This is a genomic window from Rhodospirillaceae bacterium, assembly GCA_016712715.1.
Taxonomy (GTDB): domain Bacteria; phylum Pseudomonadota; class Alphaproteobacteria; order Dongiales; family Dongiaceae; genus Dongia.
This window is the reverse complement of the sequence record JADJQM010000001.1, coordinates 764,561-780,634: the sequence shown is the minus strand read 5'-3', so window position 1 is coordinate 780,634 and position 16,074 is coordinate 764,561. Positions and strand designations below refer to the sequence as shown.

Here is a 16,074-nt window from a genome sequence, read left to right as displayed (position 1 = left end):
ACGCGTCGGCACCGGCGGCTCCCAGGCCAGCAGGTCGAGGGTCTTGCCGTCTTTGCGGTGGCGGGTCATGCCGCCTCCTTCTTGCCCGTCGACAGCTCGCCCTCTTTGGTGAGCCAGGCGCGGAACTGACGGCGCTCGGCGGCTGTCGCGTGCCGATAAACGGTGACCAGCCGGGCGAAGCCATCGACCGGCTTTGCCGTCCGGCCGGCGACGCTGTCGGCGGCCTGTCGCACTGACCGAAACTTGGCGTTATCGGCAAGGAGGAGCCGAACGACTTTCTGCTGTTGGGGAGCGGTGAGTTTGGCGAGGGCGATCAGCTCGGCCTGCTTCAAGGCGAAGGACGTTCCGGCGATCGCCTTGCGGGTCTCCACCGTCAGGCCGTTGGCGATCGAGACGGCGCGCTGCACGGCGCGCTCCGACAGGCCGACGCGGGCGGCCGTTTCCTTTGAAAACGACACGATGTCGCTTTCATTCCGCTGCCCGCCGCGTCCGCCTTGGGCTCCCTTCTTCACCTCGGGGTGAAGGCGCTCATAAATCTTCTTCCGCTCGGCCAGGAACATGGCTCGATCGAGCGGATTTAGCTCGTGCCGGACGATGTTTTCATCGATCTCGGCCATCCGGGCTTCGTCGTCGTTCGCCTCGTAGACAAAGGCGCTGATCTTCGACCACTCAATCTGGGTCACGGCGGCCAGGCGGTGGGCGCCTGCGATCAACCGATAACGGCCGCTTTTGCCGACCCGGACGTCGATCGGCTGACGGAGGCGCTTTTGCTGGCCGATGTTGGCGGCCAGGACGGCCACATAGGCCTCGTTTACGGGGCGGAGGCGGGGGCCGACGTCAATCAAGGCGACGTCGATCTCCTGAAGGCCGAGGGCCTTCATGCCGGCACCCGGAGCGACAGGGTGGAGGGGGTCAAATTTGCTGAAGCCATGGTCTAAGCCGCCTTTGCTTTTTGACTGGTGCCGAGGCGGTGCCGATCCCTATAGTTCTGCATAGGTTGCGGACTGAGCCGGGCACCGGTTCGGGGATCAAAGCGAGACGGCCAGATCTCTCTGGGATCGAGGCCAAGGGCGTCGGCGATTGCCTGTTCGGCCGCCGCGCAGGGGCGCCGGCAAGTCAGGCACGCAATGCCTGCCCGGAAACCCTGGGCGCGGTCGATAAGGGCAAAAGTGAGGCCCTTCTGGTTGAGCATGAAGCGTACCCAGTGGGGCGCCCGGTCCTTCGTTTTCAGTGCCATCTCGGTTCCAATTTTGCCGGCCCTGCCAGGCCGGCTTTTTGCGGGTGGTTTGTTGTAGGAACCTACAAACAGTATCGAATATCTGCGAGTCGTGTAAACAGATATTCGAGTTCCGAGTTATATGGATCGCGATTTTTTGCGATATTCAATATTACTGGTGAGTATCAATGGTTTATAAGAAGTCGGAACTAAATGAAGTAGGCGATGGAGCAGTTCCGAGTTCGGATGTGGAACTCGGAACTCGCATAAATGCGGTCATCGATCTGTACGGCCGAAAGAAGGATGCAGCCGACGCCGCTGGGGTGAGCGCAGAGCAGTTGAAGCGATATGTACGAGGGTTGAGCGCCGCCCCATTCGACGTGCTGTCACGGCTGGCGGCTCCAAAGCGTATTAATTTGAATTGGTTAGCGACGGGGCAGGGCGAGATGCGGTTAGCACCGCTCCCGTCTACCTATGTCGATATCGACCTTTTCGGGAAGATCACGGACGGCGTCGCCACCGTGTACCGGGAGGAAAACGCCCGCATGGGCGCAAACGACCACGGCAAGACATCAGCCCGTATTTTCAACAAGTTGATCGACGCTTACACGGACCCCGGCGAGCGAATTGTGGGGTTGAAGCTGGCGCTCGAGGAGCTTCGGCGCGATCTGCGGTCAACGCCCGCTGCCGACGCCCCATCTAGTAAACGCTCGGCCTAAAGCTGGTCGTGGCCACTCGGATACCACCATTTGGTGTGGAATCCGTCAATCCGTTGCACGTCCCGCGAGTGCGAACGCTCGTGCTGGTTTCTCCAGGATCAAGTGGCGATAGCGCCGGCACGAGCGCTGACTCCAGAATCAAAAAGCCTCCCCCGTGGCGCTCGCCAGGAAGAGGCGGAGTAGCTCAATTTGCCCGGTTTTCCCGCGTTTTATCCGGCGCCGTCCGGGGAAATCCGGGTTGATCCGGCCTTTCTCGGTTCACTCCAGATACAAGTGCCCCTCAACACACGGAATATTGCCTTTTCCGTGAGGCAAAGCCGTGACACATTCGAAGTCAGAGATGATGTATACTCGCGTTAGTGCAATAGGATCGATATCGCGGCCAATCTGGCAGCAGTTCCTGGCACCGGCCGGGCTCATTGATCTTCATTTCATCTGGTCACAAAATGCCGCTCATTCGCATTTCTGCCACGAAGGAAAATGCCGCAGTCGTTTCGGACTCTTTTTTGCATTCCTTGCGCAAGACCTTCGCTGCCATTCATCAGGTGGCGGAAGACGCCTATCAGGTTCTGCTCACGACACCGCAGGCAGTGCTCTTGCCGCGCACCATGCCAATGAAGACTTGCTTCATCGTTGAAATAACCTTGCTGCCAGGGCGCAGCCATACCGTCAAGCGCGAGACTTACGAAGGGCTGTGCGCGCTCTGCGTCGATGCAGGGATCCCGCGCAATGACGTCTCTGTCGTCTTCCTTGAGACCGGTACAGACAATTGGTTCAGCGCGCGCATCGACAGCTGATTTTCATTGGAAGCTGAATGAACGCCAAGAGGGCAGGCGAGGGCGGTTGAGCTCTCAGCTTTGGTTCAGGGCCCTTTGTAGCCGCTCACCCAGGATCGTAACCTCGCCGGCAAATCCGTTGAGGGCCAGTCGGATGACGTCGAGGTCGACATCCCGGTCATGGATATCGTCATAGATATTGTCGACGTCGGAAACGCCCGGATATTTGCCCGCCGGATGATCATAGAGGTCGATCCCGGCAATGACAATGCGGCGAGGTGCCAAGGCAACAGCAGCAGCGATCATCAGGGCACCGTTGGTCGGTCGCGCCGGCCAGGTTCGTGCCGCGACGGGTGACGGCAGTTCGGGAAAGACGAAATACCGCCGCGGCGTGTGCTGGCCGGCGGCATCATGGCCGCGCAGAATCAGATTGGCATCCTCGCGCGTCGGGAAAGCAAGAATCGCACGCGATCCAGCCGGTGGCGCTTCTGGGTCTGCGGTGAAGACAATGGCCGGGTCGGTCAGGAAACCGCGGCTCAGCCATTGATAATTGACGCGGAACAGAGCGTCGAAGGGTTGCCCTTCGAGGTTGGCATCCTCGCTGGACGGGCCATTGCCGAGACAACAGATGACCTTAGGCTTGCCGAGCAGCTTGCCGACATCCTCCCATCTGCTCAGGCATGTGGCGCCATGATGGGCGGATACCGCCTTTCCCAGAGTCTTTTTCCAGGCACTTTCCGGCGGCGGCCAGACCGGTGGCATCAGAGCGTGGCGCTCAATTGCCAGGGGGCGAATTCATCTTCACCATAGCCCATGATTTCGCTTTTGCTGCGTTTGCCGGACGCTGTGTCGAGAATCAGCTGGAAGATGCGTTCGCCCATTTCTTCCACGGTACTGGCCCCGTCCATGATCTCACCGCAATTGATATCCATATCGTCGGCCATGCGGTGATACATGGGCGAATTCGTGGCCAGCTTCAGGCTGGGCGCCGGCTTGCAGCCAAAACACGACCCGCGGCCGGTGGTGAAACAGATCATGTTCGCCCCACCGGCCACTTGGCCAGTGACAGCGACCGGATCGTAGCCCGGTGTATCCATGAAAACCAAGCCTGACTTGGTGACGGGTTCAGCATATTTGTAGACGTCCACCAGATCGCTGCGCCCACCCTTGGCGGCAGCTCCGAGGGACTTCTCGAGAATGGTGGTAAGCCCGCCAGCTTTGTTGCCGGGAGAGGGTTGTTGTCGAGTGACTCGTCGTTCCGAGCCGCATATTTCTCCCACCAGCGCAGCAGGTCGAGGAGTTTGCGCCCGACCTCGTCGCTGATCGCGCGACCCAACAGCATATGTTCCGCGCCGTAGATCTCCGGTGTCTCGCTGAGGATCGAGGTGCCGCCATGCTGCACCAGGATGTCGGCCGCGACTCCCAACGCCGGGTTGGCGGTGATGGCCGAGAACCCATCGGACCCACCGCATTGCAGGCCGAGGATCAGATGCTTTGCCGGCACCGTCTCGCGTTTGACGGCATTCACGACCGGCAGCATCTCCCGGATCCTGGCAATCGCGGCATCGACAGTCTTGCGGGTGCCGCCGAAATCCTGAATGATCAGGGTGTGGATGCGCTGCCCGGCCTGCAGTCCTTCTTCGGTCACCAGGCGCGGCAGCTGGTTGGCTTCGCAGCCGAGGCCGATGATCAGTACGGCGCCGAAATTGGCGTGTTTGGCGTAGCCGGCCACCGTGCGGCGCAGTGCGTAATAGCCTTCCGTCTCGTCGCCGCCTTCGCAGCCGCTCTTGTGGGTGAGGGCCACGATGCCGTCGATGTTGGGATAGGGTTTGAGGTCGTCCGACAGGCGGAAATGATCTGAGATCATGCGCGCGACCTGGGCCGAGCAATTCACCGTGGTGAGGATGCCGATATAGTTGCGCGTTGCGACGGAGCCATCGGCGCGCCTGATCCCTTCAAACGTCGCGGCTTCGCTCTCTGGCAGAATCGGCAGATTGCTGCGATGGGCGCCGATCCCATGATCGGCGGCACTCGGACGGAATTCGACATTGTGGGTGTGAATATGACGGCCAGTTGCGATGTCCTGGGTCGCCAGGCCGATGATCTGGCCGAGCTTGCGCACGGGCGCGCCTTTCTCGATCGGCTTGATCGCCAGTTTGTGTCCGCGACCGATCGGCTCCAGCGGCCTCAACTCCCCCAGCCCGATCTCCTCGCCAGCTGCGAGGTCACGGGTGGCCACGACCAGCGGGTCGGCCGGGTTGAGCAACAGGATGGGCGGTTGGTTGCTACGTTCGGTCATCTCTCTCACGTCAGGCATAGTTCACATAGATTGTCTTCTTCTGGAAATAGGCGTCAAAACCGTATTTGCCGTCTTCGCCGCCGATGCCGCTGTGGCGCAAGCCCGCATGATGGGCATGGACCGCGTCGCCGCCGGGCCGGTTGACGTAGATCTCGCCGAATTTCAGCTCTCGAATGAGGCGCATCAGCCGCCGCAGATCCTTGGTGAAAACATAGGCAGACAGACCATAGCGGGATTCGTTGGCAAGGCGCAGTCCCTCGTCGAAGTCCGTGACCTTCATCAAGGGGATAACCGGGCCGAAGACTTCGTCCTGCATGATCGCCATGCGATTATCGGTGGCGGTGAGGACCGTGGGCTCAAACCAGTGCCCCTGCGCAAATTCACCCTGGGTCAAGCGATTGCCGCCGGTCAGGATTCTGGCGCCGGCAGCGACCGCCGCCTTCACCATGCGCTCGACCTTGTCGAGTTCGGGGCCGCTGAATTTGGGGCCGATATCGACCAGATCGAGCGGATTGCCTATTTTCAATGCCTTGACCGCCTTCACAAATTTCTCGGTGAACTCGTCGGCGATCCGCTCATGGATATACATGCGCTCATTGCAGATGCAGATCTGGCCGCAATTCTCGAAGCGCGAGGCTACCGCCGCCTTCACGGCGGCACCGATATCGGCATCCTCGGCTACGATGAAGGGCGCCTTGCCGCCCAGCTCGAGGCGCAGGATCTTGAGATCGTCGGCGGCATTCTTGAAGATCTCCTTGCCTGCCCGGACACTGCCGGTGAGCGTTATGAGGCGCGGGATCGGATGCCTGACCAAGGCCGCGCCGAGTCCGTCGCCGGTGCCGCTCACCACATTGATGACGCCCGGCGGGAAATCGAGTTGAGTCGAAAGCTGCGCGATCTCTAAGGCCGAGAGTGGTGTACCCTCGTGAGATTTGATGACGACGGTGTTGCCAGCCATCAAGGCCGGCCCCATCTTGCGGGTGGTGAGCGCCGCGGGATAGTTCCAGGCGGTCAATCCCACCACGACGCCATGGGCGACCCGTTCGATCCAGACCTGCTCGTCGGCATTGTCGGACGGAATGATGTCGCCGGTGATGCGCCGCGCTTCCTCGGCGGCATAGGTGAGATAGAGCGCTGTTCCTTCGATCTCGCCGCGCGCTTCCTGCAGCGGCTTGCCCTGCTCGGCCACCACCAGACGTGCCAGCCGGTCGCGGTTTTCGAGGATGAGCCGGGCAAGCCCGATCAGCAGCCTTGCCCGCTCGATGGGCGGTTTCGCCTCCCAACCGGGCTGCGCCGCCTGTGCGGCCACCAATGCGCGGTCAGCATCGTCGGCAGTGCCCTTGGGGACCGTTGCGATGACTTGGCCGGTTGCTGGATTCTCGACCTCGATCCATTCCTTGGCGGTGGAGTCTGTCCAGCCGCCATTGATGAAGTGCCGGTAGCGGCTTACTCCATTCACGATATCCTTCATCGTCGGCATTTCCGTCTCCTAACGCCTAAATTTTCACGGCACCGCATGGATCGGCTGGTAGCCCATCTGGACGGGTAGCCACAGGGTGATTTCCGGCACATAAACCAGCACAAATAACAGGCCGATCAAGGCAATGAGGAACCCCCACAGTTCCTTGCTGATCGCCGCCACCGGCACACCGGACACGCCCGAAATCAGGAACACCAGCTCGCCCATCGGCGGTGTCACCAGGCCGATCATCATGTTGATCACCGAGGTGACGCCGAAATGTACCGGGTCGATGCCGAGATTGACCACGGTGGGCATCAAGATCGGCACGACGATCAACAGCATCAGCATGGTGTCGAGGAAGGCGCCCAGAAAAAGGAAAAGGATGTTGACCGCCAGGAGGAACATGACGGGCGACATGTCGAGCGAGATCATCCAGGCGCCCATGGCCTCGGGGATCTGTTCGGCGGCAACAATCCAGTTCATCACCAGGGCGCCGGCGATGGTGATGGCAACGATCGCCGTCGAGCGCGAGGAATCGATGAGGACATTGACGAACTTGCCGAAATTGAGCGTCTGGTACCAGAACACGGCCAACAGCAAGGCATAGGCGGCGGCGACGGCGGCGGCTTCAGTTGGCGTCACCGCGCCGCTGTAGATCCCACCCAGCATGATGACCGGCAAGAGCAAGGCCGGCAGCGCGGTCTTGAGCGTCCGCACAGCCTCGGGGCGTGTTGGCTTGGCTTCGACCGGAAAGTTGCGCTTCCTGGCAATGATTGCGACGATGCCCATCTGGGTGAACCCCAGCAGCAAGCCCGGAATGACCCCGGCTATGAACAGGAAGCCGATCGAGGTGTTGGAGACGACGCCGTAGATGACCATGGGGATCGAGGGCGGAATGATCGGACCGATGATGGCCGAGGTGGCGCTCAACGCGGCCGAGAAGCCCGGCGAGTAGCCCGCCTTGATCATCATATCGACTTCAAGCTTGCCGGGGCCTGCCGCGTCGGCGAGCGCGCTGCCGCTCATGCCGGAGAAGATCATGCTGGCCACGACGTTGACATGGGCCAGGCCACCACGCATGCGGCCGACCAGCAGATTGGCGAATTCGAACAGGCGGTCGGTGATCTTGCTGGCGTTCATGATGTCGGCCGACAGGATGAACAGCGGAACGGACATCAGGACGAAGCTGTTGAAGAGGCCGGAGAGGCTCTGCGAGGCCACGATCGCCAGATCCTGCCCGGTCCAGATGAGATAGACGAAGGCGGCGGCCATCATGGCATGGCCGATCGGCATGCCGAGAAACGACCACAGAAAGAACAGCCCAAACATCACCCAGGCGGCGACGCTCATAGAATAATTCCGTCAGAGATGTTGTTGCCAGGAAGCGCCGAACAGCTTGCGCAGTCGCAAGGCGGCGCCGACGATGACGGCGATCATGAAAACGCCGAAGCAGGCGTAAACGATGTTGAGCGGCACATAGAGAATCATGGTCCTGCGGGTCTGGGTGAAGATGTAATCAAGCGTCACCCACAGCCCGGCCAGGAACACCATGCCCAGCGAGGCGGTATTGAAGATGCCGACCAGCCGCCGCCAGTTCGGTGGAAACTTCAGATAGAGCACGTCAAAGATGATGTGCTGTCGTTCGCTGACCAGGAGATCGCAGGTCCAGAAAACGATCCAGATATAGGCAATCGAGCAGATTTCCAGCGACCATGAGACCGGCATGTTGAAGACATACCGGCTCACGATCTGGATCATGAACGCGCCGAACATGGCGGCAAAGGCGGCGGCCGCGACCAGCTCGGCAAAGCGCTTCAGGCCGATGTGAAGCCCACTGGTCATGGCCGCCGTTTCCACCTTGTCTGGTGCCGTTGCGAGCGTTACGCGCCGGCTTTGATGCGGTCGAGCATGCCTTCCGGCCAGCTCTTGGCGAAGTCGGATTCCGCAAACTTGGTCAGGACCTGTTCGCGGAAGGCGGAGACATCCGGCGTCGTGACAGCGACGCCCTTGCCTTCGAAGAAGGCGGCGGCATCCTTCTCGGTCGCAACGACATTGTCATCGTTGAACTTCTTGGCGTCCGCCTCGGCGGCCTCGATCGCCTTCTTCTCGTCATCGGAGAGGCCGCTCCAGAAACCGCCGGCCACGGCGAAGAAGGTGTTGGAGACCATATGCGCGGTCTGCACAATCTGCTTGGAGACTTCATAGAATTTCGAGGCCATGGCATCGGGCAGAGGGTTTTCGAGCCCGTCGATCGTGCCCGTCTGCATGGCGAGGTAGACTTCCTCGAAGGCGAGCGGCGTGGCGTTGGCGCCGAGCGCATTGCCGAGGAACTGCCAGGCATCGGAGCCGGGCATGCGCAGCTCTGGCCGGCCATGTCGGCCGGCGTCTTGATGTCCTTGGGCGCGCGGAGGATGACGTGGCGGGTTCCCAGATACTGGCTGCGCACGATGTGGACCTGCACATCCTTTTCGACCCGGGCCGCATATTCCGTGCCGATTTCGCCGTCATAGACAGCGTCGAGATGAGCTGGATCGCGCATCAAGTAGCCGGTGGTGAACACGGAATATTCGGGAATGATCGCGGCGATATCCTGCGGTGAGATCATGCCGACTTCGAGATTGCCGCGCTGCATGGCCTCAATCTCGGTGCCCTGCGCGAAGAGCGTGCCATTGTAGTGAATCTGAACGTCGAACTGGCCGGCGGCGTTCTTGTTGAGCGATTCCTTGAATGCTTCCAGGGCTTTCGACTGCCATTCCTCGGCAGTGCCCGGCGTCGAGATACGAAACTGCTTGGCGGCAGCCAATCCAGAACGTGCGATGAATGGCGTGGCGAGCACGGCAGCGCCGCCGGCAAGTAACGCGCGGCGGCCGAAAGCCTTACCGAATAGAGTCACTCCTTCGTGCTTCATAATCCCCTCCCTGGGTTGCAATTGTTCGAACCATTTTGGTCTCGATTTTACTTAGACTTCTTGGCGGCACCGTTCGGCGCCGCGGTGTTGATTTCATGCTGCGCCATATCGCCGGCGGCCTTGTCGACTTCGGGGGCGTTGTGTTCGAGCCCCAGGCGGGCCGCCGTTTCGACATCCCCGCCCACGATGGCCGCCACGAGCGGCTGATGCGCCGGCACCATCTGGTGCAGATCGACGATCATGGCATTCGACCAGATGATGTAATGACGGATCTGCTGTTCCAGCAGCTGGTACTGCTCAAGCAGACGCCGATGACCGGCGGCAACAATGATGGTCTTGTGGAGCGCGGCATCGGCCTCCGCGACGGCACTGTGGCTTTCCGCCGCCACGGCCTTCACCAGCCGGTCGAACGCCGCGCGGACCGAGTTGATGGCGTCAGGACGCTGGCGTTCGGTCACCAGTCGGGCGGCCAGTCCCTCAAGGCTACCGCGCAGGGTGTAAAGTTCCCAGGCATCAGCGTGGGAGCGTTCAGGCACTATCCATTTGGTATAGGCGACTTGGTCGATCAGCCCTTCATAAGACAGGGTGCGCAGCGCCGAGCGCAACGTGCCGCGGCTGACTTCCAACTGTTCGGCGAGCGAGGTTTCGACCAGGCGATGGCCATGGGGCAACTCGCCGCTCAGGATCTGTTCGCGCAGGAGGTCGGCTGCCCGCCAATCGAGAGAGCGTCGGTCGAGCTTGGCTGAATTGGCAGGTTTCACGTTACCTCAATCTGTCAGCCCGGTGGCTGACCCGTTGCCGGCGCAGACAATGCCGCGCGGTGGTTTTTCATGAAGGGATGCTCGCATCGCGCCAGTCGAGCGTCAAGGACATTGTTGACAATCACCAATCAACCATCATTATTGGCGCTCGCCCCCAGCGACAGCGCGGTGTGGTTCGCGCGCGCTGCATCATTTGAGGACGCGTTCAATCGTGGCAGGACTTCCGAACACCGATTGCCTCATCGTCGCGGTCACGACGCCCGTCACGGCGGAGTTCCGGCCGGACGTCGAGCTGTTGCTGGCGCGTTGCCAAGCGCTGATGGCAGATGGTTGCGATGGCGTTACCTTGTTCGGTACCACCGGTGAAGGTGCGGAATTTGCGGTCGCCGATCGGCAGGCGGCCCTGGAACGGGTCACGGCAGGCGGGCTCGACCCCAGCCGGATCATCGTTTCAGTGGGTGCCCTGTCGATTCGGGATGTTGTCGCCTTGTCGACCCATGCGCTGGACCAGCGCGTCGCGGGGCTGCTGTTGATGCCGCCTTGCGTCTATCGCAACGGCATCACCGAAGACGGTACGTTCCGCTTCTATTCAGCCGTGATCGACCGCATCGCCCGGCCCGATCTGAAGCTCTTTCTTTATCATTTCCCGGATATCAGCGGCGTGCCGATCACGCCCAATGTCGTGCGGCGGCTGGACGAGCGCTATCCGGGACAGATTGCCGGGATCAAGGACAGCAGCGGCGATTTCGACTGTACGGAGGCCTTGCTGCGGCGCTTTTCCCACCTGACCATCTATACCGGCAGTGAGATCCATGTGCCGCAGGCCCTGGCAAGTGGTGCCGCCGGTACTATCTGCGGTCTTGCCAACGTCATGCCGCGGTTGATGCGGGCGATGTTTGCAGCACCCACTACCTTCGAGCAGAAGTGCTTCGTGCCGCACATCCTGGCCGGCGACAATATCCTGTCGCGACGGCCTTTCATCGCGTCCATCAAGGGTGTCATTGCCGACGCGACCGGACATGATGATTGGCGCCGCGTGCTGCCGCCGATGGCCGAGATTCCGGTCATCGACGAAGCGCGCATGATTGCCGACTTCCGCCGCTGGGAGGCTGGCCTGCCGCCGGCCTGGCGCACCCTCTACCGCGAGGGTGAATCGGTTGATCCGAAAATTGTCGCGTTGCGGCGAGGTTGAATGAGCGAGCGCGATCATAGGCAGGAAGCCCGCCAGGTCCGCATCAGCGTCGATATCGGCGGCACTTTCACCGATCTTGTCCTGCTCGACGCGGTCGGAACGACCTTCTCGCGCAAGGTACCTTCGACACCAACGCATCCGGCCGAGGCGGTGATTGCCGGCATCGCACTGATTCTGGCTGATGCGAAGCTGTCCCCTGGCGAAGTTTCCGAAGTGCTGCATGGCACCACGGTGGGCTCGAACACGCTGCTGCAAAAAGCCGGTGCTAGGACCGGCCTGCTGACGACGCGCGGTTTTCGCGATGTGCTGGAGATCGGCCGCATCCGCACGCCGGACATGTTCGACCTGACCTGGGACAAGCCGCAACCCCTGGTGCGCCGGCAATGGCGGCGGGAGATCGACGAGCGGATCGACGCGCGGGGCCAGGTCCTGACGATGCTCGATCCCGCGCAAGTGATGCGGATCGGTGGCGAACTGGTGGCGGGCGGGGTCGAGTCGATCGCCATCTGCTTCATCAATAGCTATCGCAATCCGGCCCATGAAATTGCCGCTGAGAGAATCCTGCGGCAAGCCTTCCCGCATATCCCGGTCACGACCTCGGTATCTGTACTGCCGGAACAGCGCGAATATGAACGTACCAGCACGGCGACCGTGAATGCCTATGTGCTGCCGGTGATGCAGACATATCTGAAGCAGCTGCGCCTGGGCCTGCAGAAGATCGGTATCACCGCGCCCTTGCTGGTCGGCAATTCCAACGGCGGATTGTCATCGGCGGAGACGGCGGAAGCAAAGCCGGTCTTTTTCATTTCCTCGGGCCGGTCGGCAGGCGTCATGGGGGCGGCCCGACTGGGGGACAGCCTGGGGAAGCCTGACCTCATTGTCTTCGACATGGGTGGTACCACGGCCTCGGCATCCCTGGTCCAGGGTGGCGAGATCGCGCGCGCGACCGAATATGAGTTTCGCGACGGCATCAGCACGCCCAGCCGGTTCATCAAGGCTGGCGGCTACATGATGACCGTCCCCACCATCGATGTGGCGGAGGTGGGCAGCGGCGCGGGCTCGATCGCCACCCTGGATGCGGGTGGCCTGCTGCGCGTGGGGCCGATTTCCGCCGGCGCCGAACCCGGTCCGGCCTGTTACGGACGTGGCGGCATGCAGGCGACCGTGACCGACGCCAATGTCGCCCTGGGCCTCCTGCCGGAGACCCTGGCCGGTGGTGCCTTGACCCTGGACCGAACTGCGGCACTTGCCGCCATCGAGCGTACGATCGCCAAGCCGCTCGGTGTCAGCGTCGATCTTGCGGCCAGTGGCATCCGCGACATGGTGAACGCCAACATGACGCGTGCAATCCGCGCCGTGACGGTCGAACGCGGTGTCGACCCGCGCGACTTCACCCTGCTGGCTTTCGGTGGCAGCGGACCGCTCCATGCCTGCGATCTCGCTCTGACACTCGACATTCCGCATGTGCTGTTTCCACGCATGCCGGGTGTCTTTACCGCTATGGGTATGCTGACCGGCGATGTGGAGCACTATTTTATTCGCCCAAATCCCGGCCCGCTGAGTCATTTTGATGCAGTTCAAGTCGGCAGCCGCGTCGCCGAGCTGCGCACCGAGGCCCGCGCCCGCATGGCGCTGGACGGATTTGGCGAAGGGGACATCAATCTCGCTTTCACCATCGATCTGCGGTTCATCGGCCAGGACGCGGCCATTCCGGTTCCGCTTCCCATCCGGTTCGATACGGACACGCGTAGCGGCCTGCGTCGGGATTTTATCCAACGCTACGAGCAGCTTTATCACTATGCTTCGGCTGACGAGATCGAAATGACCAACATCCGCCTGGTGGCTCGCGGCATCCGGCACAACAAGCTCGATTTCAACAGGTTGCGACTGCCCGACCCGGGGCGGGTCGCCGTGATATCGGAGCGACCGGTCTATTTCGGCAGCAAGCATGGCTGGTTGCTGACGCCGATCCTGGCGCGGGACACCTTTTCCGGAAGAATCGACGGCCCCGCCATCATCGAAAGCAGCGACAGCACGGTCGTGATACCGCCGGCTGTCAGCGTCGCCGCGGACAAGCAGGGCAATCTGCTGGCCGAACTGCTGCAGCAAACACAGCGTACAAAGCGGCGGCAGGAATTCTTGCATGTCTGAAACTGACAAAAATCGCCTGGCGCCGGATCCCTTCACGTTTGCCATCGTGAAGAGTGCGCTGGACACCATTGTCGACGACATGGCTTACACGGTCATGCGCACGGCGCGTTCATCGATTGTGCGTGACGTGCTCGATTACTCCTGCACGCTTTGCGACGCGGAGGGCCGCATCCTGGCACAGGCAAAGACCGTTGCCCTGCATCTCGGCGCCGTGCCTGATGCGGTCGAGGCGCTGCAGGCAAAGTTCGGAACCAGTCTGGTGCCGGGGGACGTGGTCATCTTCAATGACCCTTACAATGGCGGCATGCATCTGCCCGACATTTTCATGTTCAAGCCGATCTTCCTCGATGGGCGGCTGCAGGGCTACGCGGTGGTCATCGCCCATCATTGCGATGTTGGCGGGCGGGTGCCGGGCTCCAATGCCGCGGACTCGACCGAGATCTACCAGGAAGGCCTCCGGATCCCGCCCCTGAAGCTCTACAGCGCCGGCACGCCCAACGAGACGCTGTTCGCCCTCATCCGGCAGAATGTGCGCCTGCCTGACCTGGTGCTCGGGGATCTCGATGCGCAGCTTGCGACCTGCAGTATCGGCGAGCGGGAATTCTGCCGCCTCATCGAACGCTATGGCGAATCCGAGACGCGCAGCTACTTCGATCGGCTGATCGAATATGGCGAGGCTTTGACGCGCAAGGCAATCTCGGCCTGGCCGGACGGCAGCTACAGTTTCACCGACTATATCGATGGCGACGGCATTGACGACCGGCGCATTCCCATCGTTTGCAAGATCATTGTACGGGGCGATCACCTGACGGTCGACTTCACCGGCAGCTCGCCGCAGGTAAAGGGTGCCATCAACAGCACGCTATCCTTTGTAAAGTCGGCGGCCTATCTGACCATCCGCTGCGCGCTTGACCAGGATGTCCCAAACAATGCCGGCATCTATCGCTGCATCACAGTGACGGCGCCCAAGGGCAGCATCCTCAATCCCGAGCTGCCGGCCGCCGTGGCCGCACGGGCGCTCACAGGTTACCGCGTGGTCGATGTGGTGATGGGTGCCTTGGCCCAGATAGTCCCGGATCGCGTGGTGGCCGCTGGCGAAGGCGGCAATACGGTGATCTCCATCGGCGGCAATGATGCCAAGACGCGCGCACCATTCATCCTGGTGGATATGATCAACGGTGCCTGGGGCGCGCGGGCCGACAAGGACGGTATCGAGGGTGTCACGAACCCCTCACAGAACATGTCGAACATGCCGGTGGAAACGCTGGAAGACCGTTTTCCGATACTTGTCGAGGAGTATGGTTTCCGGCCCGATTCCTGCGGACCAGGTCGGTTCCGCGGCGGCTTGGGATTGGTGCGGCAGTATCGACTGCTGGCAGCGGAGGCGATGATGCAGATCCGCGCCGACCGACATGTCCATGCGCCCTATGGCCTGTTCGGGGGTGCGTCGGCAGCCACGTCGCACAACCAACTGAATGCGCAGCCGCTGCCGAGCAAGACGACGCGGACGATCCGTCATGGTGACGTGGTCCGGCATGAGCAAGCGGGCGGCGGGGGCTATGGCGATCCGCTGACGCGCGATGTTGCGGCGGTGGCGATGGATATCGCCGACGGAAAAATCTCGGAGAGTTTTGCACGAACTCGGTTCGGCGTCGTGCTCGCCGACGATCTGGCGCCGGATATTGAGAAGACGGCAAAGCTGCGGTCCGACATGGCGGGACAGGTATCATGAACAGCGAGCGTGTGGCTGTCATCACGGGTGCCGGCAGCGGCATTGGCGAGGCGACAGCAAAGTGCTTTGCTGCCGCCGGCTACCGTGTTGCGGTGCTGGATATCGATGTCGCAAAGGGGCAGGCCGTCGCGGCATCGCTCGGCGCCCCGCATGTCTTCATGGCTGTCGATGTTGCCGATGCGACCTCGGTTTCGTCAGTGGCGGCGGCGCTCTCTGCGCAATTTGGCCGCATAGATGTGCTGGTCAATTCCGGCGGAATCCTGCAGAACGCCACCCGTGTCCTCGATATGGACCTGGGCGAAGCCGAGCGCATTCTTCGGATCAATTACCTCGGCACGGTTGCCTGCTGCCAGGCCTTTGGGCGCCTGATGAAAGCGGCCGGGCAGGGCAGTATCGTCACCCTCGCCTCCGTCAACAGCTACCGGCCATCGGCGCAGCCGGCTTACGGCGCCACCAAGACCGCCATCGTCTCGCTGACCGAGACTTTGGCCGCGGAACTGGGACCTTCTGGCGTTCGCGTCAATGCCGTGGCGCCCGGCTATACGCTGACGCCAGCGATGCAGGCGCGCATTGACTCCGGCCAACGTGACCCCCAGGCCATCATCGGCGCGACCGCACTCGGCTGCTTCGTCCAGCCGGCGGATGTTGCCGAGGCCATCCTCTTCCTCTGCTCGGACAAGGCTTCGGTCATCACCGGCATCACCCTGCCGATCGACGCCGGGTGGCTGGCCATGACCGCCTACAAATCCTGGGCCGCGCAGCCGAACTGACGGAATCGATGCACGGCGTCGAATTCGAGCAGACCGCGCAAAGTCGTTTTAGGTGGTACTGGTCTCCCGCAACCAATCAGAAGGAGAC

Annotated in this window: 14 protein-coding genes and 1 pseudogene; 6 read left to right on the top strand and 9 right to left on the bottom strand. The window is 61.7% G+C overall.

The genetic code is table 11. The features are described from left to right. Positions 1-65: 65 nt before the first annotated feature. Together IPK59_03890 and IPK59_03885 are read right to left on the bottom strand one after the other, a co-directional pair. Entirely contained in the window at positions 66-881 is an 816-nt protein-coding gene (locus tag IPK59_03890; protein ID MBK8157950.1) for a ParB N-terminal domain-containing protein, read from the bottom strand. Between the two features lie 53 nt (positions 882-934). After that, positions 935-1,237, bottom strand: coding sequence for a helix-turn-helix domain-containing protein (locus IPK59_03885; GenBank protein MBK8157949.1), 303 nt, complete (start codon positions 1,235-1,237; stop codon positions 935-937). Positions 1,238-1,404: 167 nt separating this feature from the next. Here IPK59_03885 and IPK59_03880 point away from each other — a divergent pair, with 167 nt between their 5' ends. Further along, positions 1,405-1,935 (top strand): helix-turn-helix domain-containing protein, encoded by a 531-nt coding sequence (locus tag IPK59_03880; protein MBK8157948.1) that lies wholly within the window; start codon positions 1,405-1,407, stop codon positions 1,933-1,935. 446 nt (positions 1,936-2,381) lie between these two features. After that, entirely contained in the window at positions 2,382-2,732 is a 351-nt protein-coding gene (locus IPK59_03875; protein MBK8157947.1) for a tautomerase family protein, read from the top strand. A 54-nt stretch (positions 2,733-2,786) separates the two neighbouring features. Here the strand turns inward: IPK59_03875 and IPK59_03870 are convergent, their stop codons facing one another. The 7 genes and pseudogenes from IPK59_03870 to IPK59_03840 all read right to left on the bottom strand — a co-directional run bounded on the left by IPK59_03870 (position 2,787) and on the right by IPK59_03840 (position 10,141). Further along, complete coding sequence (locus IPK59_03870; GenBank protein ID MBK8157946.1) at positions 2,787-3,473, bottom strand: hypothetical protein; 687 nt, start codon at positions 3,471-3,473, stop codon at positions 2,787-2,789. After that, a pseudogene (locus tag IPK59_03865) lies at positions 3,473-5,010 on the bottom strand (altronate dehydratase). Before IPK59_03865 ends, IPK59_03870 begins: the two are co-directional and overlap by 1 nt. A gap of 10 nt (positions 5,011-5,020) precedes the next feature. Continuing rightward, the gene (gene aldA, locus IPK59_03860) at positions 5,021-6,481 is read right to left on the bottom strand and encodes an aldehyde dehydrogenase (GenBank protein MBK8157945.1); all 1,461 of its coding nucleotides are present in this window, start codon (positions 6,479-6,481) and stop codon (positions 5,021-5,023) included. 33 nt (positions 6,482-6,514) lie between these two features. Then, positions 6,515-7,822, bottom strand: a complete 1,308-nt coding sequence (locus IPK59_03855) for a TRAP transporter large permease (GenBank protein ID MBK8157944.1) — start codon at positions 7,820-7,822, stop codon at positions 6,515-6,517. Between the two features lie 12 nt (positions 7,823-7,834). Next, positions 7,835-8,314: a TRAP transporter small permease gene (locus tag IPK59_03850; protein ID MBK8157943.1), complete on the bottom strand. Its 480-nt coding sequence runs from the start codon at positions 8,312-8,314 to the stop codon at positions 7,835-7,837. A 112-nt stretch (positions 8,315-8,426) separates the two neighbouring features. After that, positions 8,427-9,380, bottom strand: a complete 954-nt coding sequence (gene dctP / locus IPK59_03845) for a TRAP transporter substrate-binding protein DctP (protein ID MBK8157942.1) — start codon at positions 9,378-9,380, stop codon at positions 8,427-8,429. Between the two features lie 47 nt (positions 9,381-9,427). Then, positions 9,428-10,141 (bottom strand): GntR family transcriptional regulator, encoded by a 714-nt coding sequence (locus tag IPK59_03840; GenBank protein ID MBK8157941.1) that lies wholly within the window; start codon positions 10,139-10,141, stop codon positions 9,428-9,430. 211 nt (positions 10,142-10,352) lie between these two features. Here IPK59_03840 and IPK59_03835 point away from each other — a divergent pair, with 211 nt between their 5' ends. Genes IPK59_03835 through IPK59_03820 form a run of 4 tightly spaced genes read left to right on the top strand, consistent with a single transcriptional unit; the run spans position 10,353 to position 15,986 of the window. Continuing rightward, the gene (locus tag IPK59_03835; protein ID MBK8157940.1) at positions 10,353-11,333 is read left to right on the top strand and encodes a dihydrodipicolinate synthase family protein; all 981 of its coding nucleotides are present in this window, start codon (positions 10,353-10,355) and stop codon (positions 11,331-11,333) included. Next, positions 11,334-13,484 carry a hydantoinase/oxoprolinase family protein gene (locus IPK59_03830; GenBank protein ID MBK8157939.1) on the top strand — a complete coding sequence of 717 codons (2,151 nt, stop codon included), beginning with the start codon at positions 11,334-11,336 and terminating at the stop codon, positions 13,482-13,484. Continuing rightward, positions 13,477-15,216 (top strand): hydantoinase B/oxoprolinase family protein, encoded by a 1,740-nt coding sequence (locus IPK59_03825; GenBank protein MBK8157938.1) that lies wholly within the window; start codon positions 13,477-13,479, stop codon positions 15,214-15,216. Before IPK59_03830 ends, IPK59_03825 begins: the two co-directional genes overlap by 8 nt. Continuing rightward, positions 15,213-15,986 carry an SDR family oxidoreductase gene (locus IPK59_03820; GenBank protein MBK8157937.1) on the top strand — a complete coding sequence of 258 codons (774 nt, stop codon included), beginning with the start codon at positions 15,213-15,215 and terminating at the stop codon, positions 15,984-15,986. The genes IPK59_03825 and IPK59_03820 overlap by 4 nt, the downstream gene beginning before the upstream one ends. The last annotated feature ends 88 nt before the right edge of the window (positions 15,987-16,074 follow it).

Excerpts from the sequence above, each read along its gene's own strand:
- IPK59_03820 (MBK8157937.1), top strand. The coding sequence starts at position 15,213 with ATGAACAGCGAGCGTGTGGCTGTCATCACGGGTGCCGGCAGCGGCATT.
- IPK59_03870 (MBK8157946.1), bottom strand. The coding sequence starts at position 3,473 with ATGCCACCGGTCTGGCCGCCGCCGGAAAGTGCCTGGAAAAAGACTCTG.
- IPK59_03825 (MBK8157938.1), top strand. The coding sequence starts at position 13,477 with ATGTCTGAAACTGACAAAAATCGCCTGGCGCCGGATCCCTTCACGTTT.
- IPK59_03880 (MBK8157948.1), top strand. The coding sequence starts at position 1,405 with ATGGTTTATAAGAAGTCGGAACTAAATGAAGTAGGCGATGGAGCAGTT.
- IPK59_03855 (MBK8157944.1), bottom strand. The coding sequence starts at position 7,822 with ATGAGCGTCGCCGCCTGGGTGATGTTTGGGCTGTTCTTTCTGTGGTCG.
- IPK59_03830 (MBK8157939.1), top strand. The coding sequence starts at position 11,334 with ATGAGCGAGCGCGATCATAGGCAGGAAGCCCGCCAGGTCCGCATCAGC.
- IPK59_03850 (MBK8157943.1), bottom strand. The coding sequence starts at position 8,314 with ATGACCAGTGGGCTTCACATCGGCCTGAAGCGCTTTGCCGAGCTGGTC.
- IPK59_03885 (MBK8157949.1), bottom strand. The coding sequence starts at position 1,237 with ATGGCACTGAAAACGAAGGACCGGGCGCCCCACTGGGTACGCTTCATG.
- aldA (MBK8157945.1), bottom strand. The coding sequence starts at position 6,481 with ATGAAGGATATCGTGAATGGAGTAAGCCGCTACCGGCACTTCATCAAT.
- IPK59_03875 (MBK8157947.1), top strand. The coding sequence starts at position 2,382 with ATGCCGCTCATTCGCATTTCTGCCACGAAGGAAAATGCCGCAGTCGTT.
- dctP (MBK8157942.1), bottom strand. The coding sequence starts at position 9,380 with ATGAAGCACGAAGGAGTGACTCTATTCGGTAAGGCTTTCGGCCGCCGC.
- IPK59_03890 (MBK8157950.1), bottom strand. The coding sequence starts at position 881 with ATGAAGGCCCTCGGCCTTCAGGAGATCGACGTCGCCTTGATTGACGTC.